Source organism: Rhizobium sp. BK316, assembly GCF_014193695.1.
Classification (GTDB): Bacteria; Pseudomonadota; Alphaproteobacteria; order Rhizobiales; family Rhizobiaceae; genus Rhizobium.
In genome coordinates this window covers 1-14,030 of record NZ_JACHZR010000003.1, presented here as the reverse complement: position 1 = coordinate 14,030, position 14,030 = coordinate 1, and the positions used below count along the sequence as shown (strand labels likewise).

At 59.7% G+C, this 14,030-nt stretch carries 14 protein-coding genes and 1 tRNA gene; 8 read left to right on the top strand and 7 right to left on the bottom strand.

Annotated features, from left to right (window positions below; genetic code table 11):
- Position 1 precedes the first annotated feature (1 nt).
- Positions 2-958 carry an ABC transporter permease gene (locus FHT87_RS14130; protein WP_183802751.1) on the bottom strand — a complete coding sequence of 319 codons (957 nt, stop codon included), beginning with the start codon at positions 956-958 and terminating at the stop codon, positions 2-4.
- 132 nt (positions 959-1,090) lie between these two features.
- Entirely contained in the window at positions 1,091-2,731 is a 1,641-nt protein-coding gene (locus tag FHT87_RS14125) for an ABC transporter substrate-binding protein (protein ID WP_183802748.1), read from the bottom strand.
- 275 nt (positions 2,732-3,006) lie between these two features.
- On the opposite strand from FHT87_RS14125, the gene FHT87_RS14120 reads away from it, so the two are divergent.
- The 4 genes from FHT87_RS14120 (at position 3,007) to pdxA (ending at position 7,589) form a co-directional block, all read left to right on the top strand.
- On the top strand, positions 3,007-3,912 hold the full coding sequence (locus tag FHT87_RS14120; protein WP_183802745.1) for a dihydrodipicolinate synthase family protein: 906 nt from the start codon (positions 3,007-3,009) through the stop codon (positions 3,910-3,912).
- Positions 3,913-3,925: 13 nt separating this feature from the next.
- Positions 3,926-5,110: an exo-alpha-sialidase gene (locus tag FHT87_RS14115; protein ID WP_183732693.1), complete on the top strand. Its 1,185-nt coding sequence runs from the start codon at positions 3,926-3,928 to the stop codon at positions 5,108-5,110.
- 324 nt (positions 5,111-5,434) lie between these two features.
- Entirely contained in the window at positions 5,435-6,568 is a 1,134-nt protein-coding gene (locus FHT87_RS14110; protein ID WP_183732696.1) for an iron-containing alcohol dehydrogenase, read from the top strand.
- 28 nt (positions 6,569-6,596) lie between these two features.
- Positions 6,597-7,589, top strand: a complete 993-nt coding sequence (gene pdxA, locus FHT87_RS14105; protein WP_183732699.1) for a 4-hydroxythreonine-4-phosphate dehydrogenase PdxA — start codon at positions 6,597-6,599, stop codon at positions 7,587-7,589.
- Positions 7,590-7,627: 38 nt separating this feature from the next.
- Here pdxA and FHT87_RS14100 read toward each other — a convergent pair whose 3' ends face one another.
- The 4 genes from FHT87_RS14100 to FHT87_RS14085 all read right to left on the bottom strand — a co-directional run bounded on the left by FHT87_RS14100 (position 7,628) and on the right by FHT87_RS14085 (position 10,366).
- Entirely contained in the window at positions 7,628-8,317 is a 690-nt protein-coding gene (locus FHT87_RS14100; RefSeq protein ID WP_183732702.1) for an SH3 domain-containing protein, read from the bottom strand.
- A gap of 90 nt (positions 8,318-8,407) precedes the next feature.
- Positions 8,408-8,971 carry an ATP-binding cassette domain-containing protein gene (locus FHT87_RS14095; RefSeq protein ID WP_183732705.1) on the bottom strand — a complete coding sequence of 188 codons (564 nt, stop codon included), beginning with the start codon at positions 8,969-8,971 and terminating at the stop codon, positions 8,408-8,410.
- Between the two features lie 240 nt (positions 8,972-9,211).
- Positions 9,212-9,973: a hypothetical protein gene (locus FHT87_RS14090; protein ID WP_246699607.1), complete on the bottom strand. Its 762-nt coding sequence runs from the start codon at positions 9,971-9,973 to the stop codon at positions 9,212-9,214.
- 54 nt (positions 9,974-10,027) lie between these two features.
- The gene (locus FHT87_RS14085) at positions 10,028-10,366 is read right to left on the bottom strand and encodes a biotin/lipoyl-binding protein (RefSeq protein WP_183732708.1); all 339 of its coding nucleotides are present in this window, start codon (positions 10,364-10,366) and stop codon (positions 10,028-10,030) included.
- Between the two features lie 225 nt (positions 10,367-10,591).
- Here FHT87_RS14085 and FHT87_RS14080 point away from each other — a divergent pair, with 225 nt between their 5' ends.
- The 4 genes from FHT87_RS14080 to FHT87_RS14065 all read left to right on the top strand — a co-directional run bounded on the left by FHT87_RS14080 (position 10,592) and on the right by FHT87_RS14065 (position 13,717).
- Complete coding sequence (locus FHT87_RS14080; protein WP_183732711.1) at positions 10,592-11,308, top strand: response regulator transcription factor; 717 nt, start codon at positions 10,592-10,594, stop codon at positions 11,306-11,308.
- Between the two features lie 2 nt (positions 11,309-11,310).
- Complete coding sequence (locus FHT87_RS14075) at positions 11,311-12,648, top strand: ATP-binding protein (protein WP_183802742.1); 1,338 nt, start codon at positions 11,311-11,313, stop codon at positions 12,646-12,648.
- Positions 12,649-12,766: 118 nt separating this feature from the next.
- Complete coding sequence (locus FHT87_RS14070; RefSeq protein WP_183732717.1) at positions 12,767-13,306, top strand: hypothetical protein; 540 nt, start codon at positions 12,767-12,769, stop codon at positions 13,304-13,306.
- A 168-nt stretch (positions 13,307-13,474) separates the two neighbouring features.
- Positions 13,475-13,717, top strand: a complete 243-nt coding sequence (locus FHT87_RS14065) for a cysteine rich repeat-containing protein (protein WP_183732720.1) — start codon at positions 13,475-13,477, stop codon at positions 13,715-13,717.
- Positions 13,718-13,936: 219 nt separating this feature from the next.
- Here the strand turns inward: FHT87_RS14065 and FHT87_RS14060 are convergent.
- A tRNA-Met gene (locus FHT87_RS14060) sits at positions 13,937-14,013 on the bottom strand.
- Between the last annotated feature and the right edge of the window lie 17 nt (positions 14,014-14,030).

The window sequence follows — 14,030 nt, the reverse complement described above, 5'->3', positions numbered from 1 at the left end:
ATCAGCGGCTCCTTCTGGAGTCATTGGCCCGCGGATCGAGCAGCGGATAAAGCACATCGACCAGCAGGTTTGATACCATGACCAGGAAGGATCCGATCAGGGTGATCGCGAGAATGACGGGATAATCGGAATTGATGAGCGCCTGTACGGTCAAGCGCCCGAGGCCTGGCAGGCCGAAAACGAGCTCGACGAAGATGGCGCCGTTGACGATGGTGATCATGATGAGGCCGAGCTGTGTGACGACGGGCGTCAGCACCGGGCGGAGGATATGCTTCAATGCCACCACGATTTCCGGCACGCCCTTGGCCCGCGCGGTGCGGACGAAATCTTCAGACAGTACTTCGATAACGGCGGCGCGCGTCTGGCGCACGATCAGCGCGATCGGCTGGAAGGACAAAACGATGAGCGGCAGGATGATGCGCACGTCAAAGACGCCGCCCCAGCCATAGGGCACCTTGATCATCGGCAGCAGCACGATCAGCGCCACCATCAGAAGCGGACCTGCGACATAGGCCGGGATCGCCCAGAGAAAAAGCGCCGTGCCGAGGATCGTGTAGTCGACGCGGTTGTTCTGATTGAGGGCGGCGATCATGCCGAGCGGGATCGCGACGACAGCCGTCAGGATGATGGAACAGAGCGCGAGCTGGAAGGAAACCGGTGCAGCAGCAGAAACCATCGCCCAGACCGAGCGGCCCGATGTCAGCGAGTTGCCGAACTGGCCGTGCAGGAGGTTCCAGACGTAAAGGCCGAACTGTTCGATGAAGGGTTTGTTGAGGCCCGCACTTTCGCGGATCGCCTCGATACGCTGCGGGTTATAGGCAACGTCACCAGGCGCGCGAAGGAAGATCAGCTTGATCGGGTCGCCAGCACCGTAGAATGCCATCGCATAGACGGCCATCATCACGATCAGGACCGACGGAATCCAGATGGCAAACCGCGTGAGCACGTAGCGTAGCAAGGCCACCTCCCATTCTTGCCCGGCGCATTCCCGCGGGAGGCCGCAGCCGCCGGTTCTGCTTGAAATATAGCGCGAAGGTCTTGCGACCTTCGCGCCCCTGCTTCAGCCGCGTCATGCGGCCATGTATCGGCCTTAGCCGATGGAAACATCCCAGGGAGCCACGACCTGCCAGTCGAGGTTCTTTTCCATTGCCTTGACGTCCTTGGTCGCCCAGCGCGACATCGCCTGAGAATACCACGGGAGGAAGGCCCAGTCGTCGCGGAAGGCCTTCTGGGCTTCCTGCGCGAGCTTCACTCGATCCGGATCGTCGGCAGCCTTGGTAGCGGCCTCTGCAAGCAGGCTGTCCACCTTGTCGTTCTTGTATCCGCCGAGCTTGTTCTGCGCGTTTGACGAGGTAGAGGCGATGGAGCCGGCGAGATAGGAGACGGCATCGGGAACACGTGTGCCGACGTCGTCACGGAAGATCTGAACCGAATTCTGGTCCGGACCGGCATAGGCATCCTGCTGCGGCTTCATGTCGACGGCGGTGATGCCGAGGTTCTGGCGCCACTGCTCGGCGATGAACTGCGCAGCCGCCTGGATCGCCGGGCCGGAAATGCCGACGAACAGCAGCTTGGGAAGACGCTCCGGACCGCCATAGCTCGATTCGGCGAGCAGTTTCTTGGCCGCTGCCGGATCATACGGATAGGGCTCGAAGCCGGAATTATCGGCACCCGGAACCGAATTCAGGATCTGGTCGGCCTTCTTGTGCGGACCATCCGGATAGGACGCCTTGAACAGGCCGTCGCGGTCGACCGCCATGATCAGCGCCTGGCGAACCTTGGGATCATCCATCGGCGCGCGCGAGGTGTTGAACCAGAAATGCTGGCTGGTCGGGATGAATGGGCCGGCAGAAAATTCCGGGCCGAGATCCTGGACGATCGTCGAGGTGATGAGCTCGGTGTGAGCATTGTATTCGCCGGACTTGATCAGCGAGGTCGCGGTGACATTGTCTTCAATCGAGCTGATCTCGATGCGGGCGAGTTTCGGCTTCGGTCCGAAGAACTTTTCGTTCGGTTCGAAGGTCAGCGTACCGGCGTCGATATCGAGAGCCGTCAGCTTGAAGGGGCCGGAATAGACCGCGCTGCTGTCCGGCTTGTACCAATCGGCCACTTCCTCGCCGTCACTGCCGCGCGACTGGGCAGCCTTGGTGATCGGGACGATGTGGTTGGCAAGACGCATGAAGAAGATCGGATCGGCTTCCGTCAGCGTGCAGACGACCGTTGATTCATCAGGCGTCGCAACACCCGTCAATTCGTTGCCGGAGCCGGCGGAGATTTCCTTGTAGCCCTGAACCTTGCTCAGCACCTGATCGACGCGCTGGTTCTTCGTATTGGGCATGGAAGAGACTTCCCAGGAGCCCTTGATATCGGCCGAGGTGATCTTGCTGCCATCGGAGAAGACCGCTTTCGGGTCGATCTTGAACGTCCAGACCTTCTTGTCCGGCGAGTCCCAGCTCGTGAAGACGTAGGGCTGGATCTTACCCTCGGCGTCGAAATACATCGGCGAAGCCCACCAGAACGAATTCCAGCGGAAGGTTCTGCCGCCGCCGCGCAGCGGCGACCAGTCCTGGTCGAAGGCAGGATTGATGGCCTTCAGGACCTGGCCGTCCTGCGCCATGACGATGCGGGCGCTTGCGCCGAAAAGCGAGAAACCAACGCCGGCTGCAAGCCCCAGCTTCAGCGCGTTACGCCGGGAAATCTGCGAAAAGTCTTGGTCGTTGCGAATTGTCATTTGCTCCTCCATGGCAAATAGCGCGCCTTTCGAAAGACCTCCCCGAAGCTGCGCGACATACCGCAGACATTTGCGCGATAATGTAAATCTGTCAATGGAAAATAACTGATGAAGCATTAAATCGAGGGATCGCAATTATTTATTGCATAAAATCAATATGTTAAAAATTGACATGTAGAGATTTCAAATTTGTAAGATTGACAACTACCTCGATTGGGATGAATACGACAGCGTAGGAACGTGCCGGGAAGGCCCGGTCTGACGAGGAGGATACCTTGAGCAATCACAAGATTACAGGCGTCTACAGCGCCGCCACCACCCCTCTCAACACCGATGGCAGCCCGGATCTCGGTCTCTTCACCGAACATTGCCAGCGGCTGATCGAAGAGGGCTGCCACGGCGTTGCACTGCTTGGCACGACAGGCGAAGCGAACTCCTTCTCTTCTGCCGAGCGCCACATGCTTCTGGAAGCAGCGCTGAAAGCCGGCATTCCCGCGGACAAGCTGCTGCCGGGTACCGGCGTCGTCGCCATTCCCGACACGGTTGAACTGACGAAGCACGCCCTTTCGCTCGGCGTCACCAAGGTGGTGATGCTGCCGCCCTTCTATTACAAGGGCGTTTCCGACGAAGGCCTCTTTACCGCCTACGCCCAAATTCTGGAGAAGATCGGCGATAGCAGGCTGCAGGTGATCCTCTATCACATCCCACAGGTTTCGGGCGTTCCGCTCTCCATTCCGTTGATCAGCCGACTGGTCGAAGCCTTCCCGGATACAGTTGTCGGAATCAAGGATTCTGCTGGCGATTTCAATAACATGCAGGCAATTATCGCCACCTGCCCGGGTTTCTCCGTGCTCTGCGGCGCCGACCCGCTGCTGCTGCCGCTACTGAAAGCCGGCGGCGCGGGCTGCATCACCGCCACTTCGAACCTTGTCGGAAATTCCCTGCGCACGGTTTACGACCACGTCCATGACGAGGCACGCAATGCAGATGTCGAGGCAGCGCAGGCTCGTATCAACGCTTTCCGCACCCTGTCGAACTCCTATGTGCAGATCCCGACCATCAAGGCGATGGTGGGACTGAAAACCGGCAATGTCGGCTGGCTGCGCACTCGCCCGCCGCTGATACCACTCAATGACACCGAATATGCGGCGCTCGCCGAAAGCTACGCAAAGCTGCCGTAAGGGAGGAAAAGCCATGCAATCCACAGGCTTGAAGCCGGAGGACGTTCCGGCGCTGATGGACGGTTTACTCAGGGCAAATGATGCCCAGGCCGGTCGTTTTGATGCCTATCTGCCGTCTCCCTGCATTCAGAACCACGCGGCCAACTTGGCGTTTCTTGCCGACGGCACCCTGACCTGCGTCTGGTTCGGCGGCACGATGGAAGGCATGGGCGACATCTCAATTTACATGTCACGGTTGGCCCCTGGTTCTAACCGCTGGTCCGAACCGGAAAAAATGTCTGACGATCCGGCGAAATCCGAACAGAATCCCCTGATTTTCAGCGCTCCTAATGGGTACGTCTGGCTGATTTATACCTCGCAGACATCCGGCGATCAGGACGGCGCAGTTGTCAAATGCCGCATCTCCGAAGATGGCGGCAAGAGCTTTGCACCGCCCACCATCCTCTGCGACCTGCCCGGCACATTCGTGCGCCAGCAGATTGTCGTCAATGGGAGAGGTGATTGGCTGCTTCCCATCTTCCGCTGCATCAGTTTGCCTGGGCAGCGCTGGAACGGCGACGCCGACACGGCGGGCGTGCTGATCTCCCGCGACGGCGGAAAAAGATGGCAGATGAAAGAGATAGAAGGCAGCCTGGGCGCGGTGCACATGAATATCGTGCCACTCGACGGCGACAGGATGATCGCCTTTTTCCGTGATCGTTATTCCGAGAATATCCGCGCCTCCCTGTCATCGGACCAAGGCGAAACCTGGAGCGCACCGGGACCGACCAATCTGCCCAACAACAATTCCTCGATCCAGGCGGCTGGCCTTAAGGATCAGAGGGTTGCAATGGTTTACAACCACAGCAGCGCCGCTTCCTCCGATGCCCGACGCCAGTCGCTCTATGACGAGATTGAAAGCGACAAGGCTGCTGCCGTCGAAACGACCGATATGCCGACCAGAAAAGCGGTCTGGGGTGTTCCGCGCGCACCGTTGAGCCTCGCAGTTTCCGCCGATCAAGACGGTCATTTCGAGCGTAAATTCGACCTCGACACAGGCGACGGCTATTGCCTGAGCAACAATTCGAAGGACATGCTCAATCGCGAGTTCTCCTATCCCTCAATCACCCAGGGACCGGACGGTGCGCTTCATGTGGCCTATACCTATTACCGGCGCGCCATCAAATATGTGCGTCTTCCGTTGGAATCAATCGCTTAACGACCACCGAGATCACAAGCAGCGCATGGGGGAGGCCGATCGGCGAAAGCACTTGGCCCTCCCATCTGAATTCTTATTTTTACAAATGCACGACAATCCTTTTACAAGTCCCACTGCCCTTTCCGCCGATCACCAAATTTCTAAATATACATTTAACTTTAATATGTTGACTGGAATTCGAAGCGTTAAATCTGGTACTTTCACCACCCAGATGGACTGTAAAACAAGAAAATTCCTCATTCATTCTTGCCAAAAATCACCGGACGGGATAACAAATTTACATCATTGACGGCCCAGTTCCGTCGCGCATCAGGAGGACCGCATATGGTCAGTTTGGATTCACCTATTGCCGTTGTCCGGCCGCACCTGATCGAATTCGGTCTGGAGACCGCGGGAAAGCTCGGCGCCTGGGCCGCAAACAAGGGCTATTCCCGAACACTGGTCATTTCGGATGCATTCAACGCGACACGCATTGATCTGTTGCAACTGAAGGGTGACGTTTCGGTCTTCTCGGACGTGACGCCTGAGCCGGATATCGCTAATCTCGACAAGGTGCTCGCAGCAGCAGAAACTGCACAGGCAGACTTTATCGTCGGTTTCGGTGGTGGCAGCGCCATGGATCTTGCCAAGCTGGCTGCCGTGCTCGCCGGCTCGTCGCAGAGCCTTCGCGATGTTGTCGGCCCCAATAAGGTTCAGGGGCCGCGAAAGGTAGCGCTTGCGCAGGTGCCGACAACATCGGGCACGGGCAGCGAGGCCGGTATCCGCGCGCTGGTCACCGATCCCGAGACCAAGGCGAAGCTTGCGGTCGAAAGCCTTCACATGCTCGCCGACATCGCCGTGATAGATCCTTCCCTGACTTTCTCCGTCCCGGCCCGCACCACCGCTGCAACCGGTGTCGATGCCATGGCACATTGTGTCGAGGCCTTCACCAATCGCAAGGCGCACCCGATGATTGACATCTACGCCATCGAAGGAACGCGGCTTGTCGGCAAATATCTCGCAAGAGCCGTGCGCGACGGCTCGGATGCCGAAGCACGTGCCGGTCTTTCGCTGGCCTCGCTCTATGGAGGCTTTTGCCTCGGCCCGGTCAATACGGCTGGCGGCCATGCACTCGCCTATCCGCTCGGCACCCGCTGGCATGTAGCCCATGGCGCGGCCAACGCATTGATCTTCCCGCATGTTCTCGCTTTCAATACGCCGGCCGTGCCGGAAAAGACGAAAGCGGTGATGGAAGCACTCGGCTATGACACATCCGACACCGTCAAATCGGTCTTTGATGCGGCCTATGCTTTCTGCGCCGAACTTGGCATCGAGATGACACTTTCCGGCCTCGGCGTGCCGGAAAATGATCTGGATGCCATGGCCGACGACGCCTTCGCCATCCGCAGGCTCCTGGATAACAATCCGCGCGACTTGACGCGCACTGATATACGCTCGATCTACGAGGCTGCCTATTGAGGCAGGGCTTTCAAGAGGAATTTGACTGATGGACAGAAATGCAAAAGTCGCAGTAACCCTCGGCGATCCCGCCGGCGTAGGCCCTGAAGTGATCGTCAAGGCGCTGGCTGCATTGCCGGCTGCCGAACGTCGCGACTTCGTCATCGTTGGCAATACGGAAGCCTTGGAACGGGCCGTACGCGCAACCGATATCAGCCTCAGCTTCGGCCCTTCCGCCTCCGAGGATGGAAACACCATCGCCGTGGATGAGGTCGCGCTGGACGCTCCCCTCCCCGAGATTGGCAAGGTCAGCCCAGCCGCTGGCGATGCATCCGTCCGTTACATCGCTCGCGCCGTTGATCTCGCAATGTCGCAGGAAGCCGACGTCATCGTCACGGCGCCGATCAACAAGGAAGCCATGAACCTCGCCGGCCACCATTACGATGGTCATACCGGCCTGCTGGCGCATCTGACCGGCTCCAAGAGCTCCTTCATGCTCCTCGCCTCCGAGCGTCTGAACACCATCCATGTCTCGACCCACATCTCGCTGAAGGGCGCGATAGAACGGGCCAAGACTGAACGTGTGCTTGCAACGATCGAGGCCGGCCACGATCACTTCGTGCGCCTCGGCAAGAAGGCCCGCATTGCCGTTGCCGGTCTCAACCCCCATTGCGGCGAAAACGGCCTTTTCGGAACAGAAGACACGGAATTCCTCGCACCCGCCGTCGAGCTGGCACAGGCCAAAGGCATCGACGTGGTAGGCCCGATTTCCGCCGACACGGTCTTCGCCCGCGCCTATAATGGCGCCTTCGATCTAGTGATCGCACAGTATCACGATCAGGGCCACATCCCGATCAAGCTCGTCGCCTTCGAAACCGCCGTCAATGTCTCTCTCGGCCTGCCGATAGACCGAGTCTCCGTCGACCATGGCACCGCCTTCGACATCGCCGGAACCGGTAAGGCCAACCACGTCAACATGCTCTCGGCGATTGCCTATGCACGGTTGATGGCGAGATCGCCGCGCCGAAGAGGCTCTGCATAACGAAGATCTCGGTCATGTTCCGTCCCGGGGCTCTGGGGTTATCGTTGAAAACTGCGCGTGCCGGTCGCCGTACCACCGCGCGGACCTGTTCTCGTCACGCTGCACGAATGCGTGTTGGCGCTGCAGTTGCGGACGCGTGAGGCACTGTTGCCGTACGGCCCAACGGTCTCCCTCGTAGCCGTGCACTCCCCGCCGCTGCACGTCCGCGTATGGTTCGTGGAGCCTCCATAGACACCTGTCGCTGAACGCGTCGCGGTGCAACTTCCGTCGGCGCAGTTGACAGACCGATCATAGGAGGTGACGCGTGGCGGAGGAGCGATGGGATAGGCCGGATAGGGGCGATAATAACGTGCCCAGCTTCGATACCATGGATAGGCAGCATAGTAGTTGTCCCAGTAAACCTTGTTAAAGGCGATGATCGTCACGCCGACGGAAGGCGCCACTGCGGAAGTAAGGACCACCGGTCCGCCTTTGTAGACGACCTGGATATAGTTGGCCGCCACCCAGCCACGATAGTTGGCAAAGCTTATGTCGCACCAGGTATACCCGGTCAGGCATCCGTGGGTGACAATCCGGGCGCTGGCCGGAACAACGGTCACAACCGGATATCCGGTCGAAGGACCGGCTCTCAGGTTGACGTTTCCCGTCGCAACCGCGACCGTGGCCGCGGCGGCGATGGATGAAGCGCCGGCAAAAATGGCCAGCGCCAGCAACAATTTCTTCAGCATCGGGTTCTCCTGTCGTGTTGCAACGCCGGCTGGCGAAGCGGGAATAAGGAGAAGATCGGTCCCGAAGTTAGCTGCGGTCTTTCACCGGCGTTACGTTTTGTTGCGATTTGTATCAGCCGGGGCGCTCCCACCCGGCCCGGTGGCGTTTTCGGCGACAATCCCGCCATCCCTGAGTTCGATCGTCCGGTCGAAGAGGTCCTGCACACTGCCTCCCGACAACCGAGCCGGAAGATTGTCGACGCGATGCGCGAGATCGACGCTGCCAAGCAGCTGCGAAGCATAATCGCGCGCCGGCACATCGTCGATCTCGAGCGCAAGCGCCACGTTTTCGACCGCCGAAAGAAACGGAATGAGATTGGCCTTCTGGAAAATGAAACCGATATTGTTGCGTCTGAAGTCACGGAGGCCGTCGAGGTCGGCATCGGGTTGGGAAACGAGCCGGTCGCGAATATAGATTTCGCCGGTCGTGGGCAGCTCCAAAAGGCCGGCAATCAGTAACAGCGTACTTTTGCCGGACCCGCTGGGTCCCAGAATGCCAACGACTTCGCCCGGATGGATATCGAAAGAGACGCCGTCTAGGGCGCGCACCACTGTCTCGCCGCTGCGATAGTGGCGGCACGCGTGGCGGACGCATAGAATCGGCATAGCGTTCATGCAGGCCACCTGCCCCGATCAGATAGGACTGTTCGGCAATTGTCCCGACAATGACGACACTGCGTGCGCCGATCAGCTTCAGCATGGCGATCTGATGGCGCTTTTCCATGGTCAGCATGTAGATGATAAGCGAAATGACGATGGCCATCACCACCAGAAGGACCGCGGTGAAGGCAAGAATTTGGACTCTCAGCCGCCAGAGCCTCTGGTTGAGCAGGAGATTTTCCTGATCGGCCCTGCTCAGAACATTTGCATCTCCCCAGGCCATGATCGCCGCGCGAGCTGCTTCTCGCTGGCGGCCGGCTCGAGCGTCACCAGCGTCGCGGCAATCTTGCTGTCCTGTTGCACCGAACTGCCGTTTGCGGCGCTTCGGCTACCGCCTGTTTCCTTTCGGGCAAGCAGCACCTCTTCGCTTGTCCGTCGCTGGGCGATCGCCATGGCATCGTTCACTGAAACGAAGAGCAGTCCATCGCCGCTCATGTCGACCATTCCTCGCGTCAGGCCAACGATGGTATAATCGTCCTGCCCCAGCCGGACGCGGTCGCCGAGACTGAACCCGATGCTTGCGTCTGCGATGGCCTCGAAATGCCCGTTTTCCAGATGCCGGCCGGCGGTCAACGGCACCCATTCCCCGCGGTCCTTCGGATAGTCGACACCCGTGATGGAGGCGCAGCTGTCGATCGCGAAAGGCGAATTGCTGGCTGATCTGCACGAAACGGCAGACATCGGCCACGCCGGCAATGCCCTCCACCCGGCGATCCATATCGGAGGATATCGCCGAGCTTTCCGAAAAGGGACCGGAACGCCCGCCTTGGGCGAAGCGATGTCGCCGAGATTGAGGTTGCGAGCCGCCACAATTCCGTCGATCGGAGCGCGGATCACCGACTTGTCCATTTGTGCCTGATTGACTTCCACCGTTGCAGCGGCCTCGACTTCCTGTGCCCCGGCCTGCAGAACGATGGATCGCGCTTTGGCGAGATCGGCCTCGGCTTGCTGGACCACGGTTTGGGCCGATTCCAGTGCTGAACGCGTCGACGTTCCGGCGCGCTGCAACTCCTACTGCCGGGCAAGCGTCGAGCGGGCATTCGCAAGCGTGGCTTCAGCACGTCGGCCGTCGGCATGCGCCGCTTCCACGACCTTGCGCGCAGCCTCTTGCGAGGCAAGGGAAGCGTTGAGTTGCGCTTTCAACTCACCGGCGTTGACTTCGGCAATGATCTCTCCCGTGCGCAGCATGTCATTGCGGTCGACGTGGAGGGCGGTAATCACCCCCTGCAAACTGGAGCTGACATTGGCCTTGATGATCGCGTCCAATGTGCCGGGGCCTTTTATGTCCGCCTGGAAGAAGCGGCGGCCCACCGGCATCAACTCTTCGGACTTGGGCATCAGATAGCGCATCGGACGAGATGACGCTCCTTCGAAGGCGCGGCCACCATCACGGGATGCTGTCCAAGCCCGAAACCACTGCATCCGGAACCGGGATTGCCACCGTCGGCAAATTTCTTTGCTGGGCCATCAACCGGGCTTTTCAGGTTGTTGAGATATTTTTCCGGCCGGTATCGTTTTGTACACGCGCGGGTTTTCCTATTGATTTCCCGACCGCGAAATGTCCTGTTGAAGATCATGGAGAAAGAGGCAAAAACCATCCTGATCGTTGATGACGACCCCGAGATCCGGCGGCTGGTTGGCGATTTTCTGCATCGCGAAGGTTTCGACGTGGAGCTGGCACAGGATGGACGGGATATGGACAAGGTGCTTGAGCGCATCAGGCCGGACCTCGTCATCCTCGATCTGATGCTTCCTGGCGAGGATGGCCTGTCGATCTGCCGGCGGCTGGCGTCGGAACGGAGGTTGCCTGTCCTCATGCTGACGGCGAAAGGGGACGAGACGGACCGGGTGGTCGGGCTCGAGATCGGCGCCGACGACTATGTCGTCAAGCCTTTCGGGCCGAGGGAACTCCTCGCGCGTGTCAGGGCGCTGTTGCGTCGGACGGGCGCTCAACCGCTTCAGCTTGCCTCGCGCCGTTATGCATTCGATCGTTTCGTCGCCGATCTCGACGCCCGCCAACTCCGCACCGAAGAGGGCGGTCTCGTTGCCCTGACCAGCGCCGAGTTCGACCTGCTTGCCTGTTTCGTCCTGCGCCCGCGCCGCGTGTTGTCGCGAGACCAGATACTGGACTGGACCCATGGGCGCAGCGCAGATCCTTTCGATCGCACGGTCGACATTCTTGTCTCGCGCGTTCGCAAAAAGCTGGACAGCCTGAGTCCTGGCTGCAACCTCATCAATACCGTACGCAATGGCGGCTATCTTTTGAGCGCACCAGTCCGGCAGGTCACATAAACATGCGTTTCGGCCTGACCGCGCGACTGCTGGCGATTGGCGCGAGCGCGCTTCTCGCTCTCTGGATCACTCTGATTGCCTTCTTCTACTGGACGAGCGACCTGTCGCGAACCGCTAACCGTCTGCCGCCCGAACAATTGAAGGCGATCATCGATCTCGTATCCAACATCGCCCCAGACGAGCGGCAACTCGCCCTCGCGGCTCTCCAATCCTCAATGCTGGAGGTGCGGATCACCGACAGCTCATCTGTGCCGGCTGCAGGCGACGACCTGGCCGATAGCGCTGATTTCGCGCTTTATCGGCAGTTTCTTGGCGAAAAACTCATCCACATTCAGTTAGGGCACAACACCGAAGGCCTCCGACCTGGCTTGTGGACCCGCACAGCGCGGCCGCTCGAATTTTGGGTGGCACTCGACAACGGCAATATCCTCGTCGCCGAAGCGCGCACGCCCTTTGTCGTAACGTTTTATGGTTTGCCGGCGGGAACGGGGGCGGGACTGTTGGGAACCCTGTTCGCCTGCATCGCCTTTTACATGTTGCATCGGGAAATCAGACCGTTGACCAGACTAGCCTCCGCCGTCGACCGCATGGATCCCTCAGGCGACCCGATCCCGCTTCCCCCTACCCGCGCGACGACGCCGGAAATCGGCGCCCTGGTCAGGGCTTTCGACAGGCTCCAGAACCGGCTTCACGCCATGACGCGTTCCCGTACGGCGTTGATCGGGGGGATCCAGCACGACGTCCGCAGCTTTGCGACGCGACTGCGGCTCCGGCTCGAACAACTGCCCGATGACGCGGAAAGAGAACGGGCCACGTCCGATATTGCGGACATGATCGATCTCCTCGACAATGCGCTTCTGACGTCGCAGGCGGGTGTCGGAGCGCTCAATGAGGAGATGCTCGACCTCGCTGAATTGCTGCGCGCCGAAATAGCGGATTTCAGGAGCGCGGGCCTGCCTGTCATTCTGGAAACAGACACAACGCAGGCCGAAACATGGATCATCGGCGATCGGCTGGCGCTTCGGCGGATCATCGGCAACCTCGTCGACAATGCCGTCAAATATGGCCGGCGAGCGCATGTGACGATGGCGGTCGAAGAAGGCCGGGCAAGAATTTCAATCGAAGATGAGGGGCCGGGATTTTCAAAAGAAGAACGGGAGCTGCTGCTGGAGCCTTTCGTTCGCGCAGAGCCATCCCGCGCACGAAAAACGGGTGGAGCGGGGCTTGGCCTTGCTGTCGCGCAAACCCTTCTGAAAGCACAAGGCGGGACGATCACGCTTGCGGACGGCAAGCGTGGCGGTCTGGTGACTGTTACTCTTCCGTTATTCGAGACAACTTGAACCAGACGGGACATGCCGCCCTTCGAGCAACAAATCGCTACATTTTCCTACAAGCGAGCAAATTCGTCGCAAGCTGCGCCGTTCATGGTGTCACCATCAACGAACCACGGAGGTTGCCATGAAAAAAACGGTACTATTCTCTGTCGGCGCTGGCGCGCTGCTGCTTGCCGCCATCCCTCTGGCAGGGATGGCCCAGGATCAAAACGCGAATGTCAGCCCCGCCGAAGATACCTACGGCGACCAGCGTTTCGAGGTGTACAGGAACGGTTTTCTCGACATCCGTGCCCTCGCCGACCGCCTTGACGATCTGCGCTATTATTATACCGGCAAGGCAATTCGCCTTCGGCTTGCCGGCATGCTCTCGGCGCAGGAGACGGCCATAGGCATCCGCGCCGACCAGAAGGATGCCTGGCGTGCCTATACCGAGGCCTTGCTTGCGTTGGTTCCCGATCGCGACGCGGTCATTTCGGTGATCGGGGCGCCCGATCAAGACCTGAAGGGACCGGAGGCATTCGGCCGGGCGGAGGCTCTTTCCGATGTCATGGCAGGATATGCGGACAAGGCGCAGACACTCAAGAAGGCGATCACGGACCTTCGCGCCAAATTGACGGCGGAACAACTGGAAACGGCCCGCATGCCGCGACTCATCCGGGGGTGACATGCTTCGGCCGAGTTTTCGGATCGATTCATTTTCCCTCCGTTGACCACATCTCGGCTATGACTTTCGGCACGTACCCCAGTGCCGGAACGGACGGCCGCCGCCCATAGACCACACCGCGGCCCGTCCGCCCTTCCTCTCACGCAACCCATTTTCGGGAGATCAGGAATGAAAATCTATTTGATCGTCGCCTTCGTGGCGCTTGCCGGCGCGGCCAATGCCCAGGAGGTGAGCCGCCAACAGATGCGAGACATCCGCTCCGCCTGCGAAGCGGATGTGCGGCGGCTCTGCAACGGCGTCCAGCCGGGCGGCGGAAGGCTGCTGCAATGCCTCCAGCAGAACGCGTCGAACGTCTCGGAGACCTGCACTGCCAAACTGATGGAGATCAAGGCAAGCCGTCAGTCGAATTGACCTGGCCAGCTCGCGCCTTCCCGGCGCGAATCCCCGCCGACAGAAGGCAACTGGCCTCGCCGACATGGCGCGGCCAGTTCACATCAGCCTTGGTCCGGCATTCAACCGCTACATCGCCTTATGGTGAGCATAGCTGCCGACGCACTACGCTTGCCAGGGAAGATGCCGTTTTCGCGCTGGCGATAACTGGTCCTGGTATCGGGGGAAGAAAGGAAAGTTTGGTTGCGGGGGCAGGATTTGAACCTGCGGCCTTCAGGTTATGAGCCTGACGAGCTACCGGGCTGCTCCACCCCGCGATATTTCATTCCGGACG

Bases quoted from the DNA above. Each gene is read 5' to 3' on its own strand.
- FHT87_RS14125 (WP_183802748.1), bottom strand. From the start codon at position 2,731: ATGACAATTCGCAACGACCAAGACTTTTCGCAGATTTCCCGGCGTAAC.
- FHT87_RS14115 (WP_183732693.1), top strand. From the start codon at position 3,926: ATGCAATCCACAGGCTTGAAGCCGGAGGACGTTCCGGCGCTGATGGAC.
- FHT87_RS14110 (WP_183732696.1), top strand. From the start codon at position 5,435: ATGGTCAGTTTGGATTCACCTATTGCCGTTGTCCGGCCGCACCTGATC.
- pdxA (WP_183732699.1), top strand. From the start codon at position 6,597: ATGGACAGAAATGCAAAAGTCGCAGTAACCCTCGGCGATCCCGCCGGC.
- FHT87_RS14100 (WP_183732702.1), bottom strand. From the start codon at position 8,317: ATGCTGAAGAAATTGTTGCTGGCGCTGGCCATTTTTGCCGGCGCTTCA.
- FHT87_RS14095 (WP_183732705.1), bottom strand. From the start codon at position 8,971: ATGAACGCTATGCCGATTCTATGCGTCCGCCACGCGTGCCGCCACTAT.
- FHT87_RS14085 (WP_183732708.1), bottom strand. From the start codon at position 10,366: ATGCGCTATCTGATGCCCAAGTCCGAAGAGTTGATGCCGGTGGGCCGC.
- FHT87_RS14080 (WP_183732711.1), top strand. From the start codon at position 10,592: ATGGAGAAAGAGGCAAAAACCATCCTGATCGTTGATGACGACCCCGAG.
- FHT87_RS14075 (WP_183802742.1), top strand. From the start codon at position 11,311: ATGCGTTTCGGCCTGACCGCGCGACTGCTGGCGATTGGCGCGAGCGCG.
- FHT87_RS14070 (WP_183732717.1), top strand. From the start codon at position 12,767: ATGAAAAAAACGGTACTATTCTCTGTCGGCGCTGGCGCGCTGCTGCTT.
- FHT87_RS14065 (WP_183732720.1), top strand. From the start codon at position 13,475: ATGAAAATCTATTTGATCGTCGCCTTCGTGGCGCTTGCCGGCGCGGCC.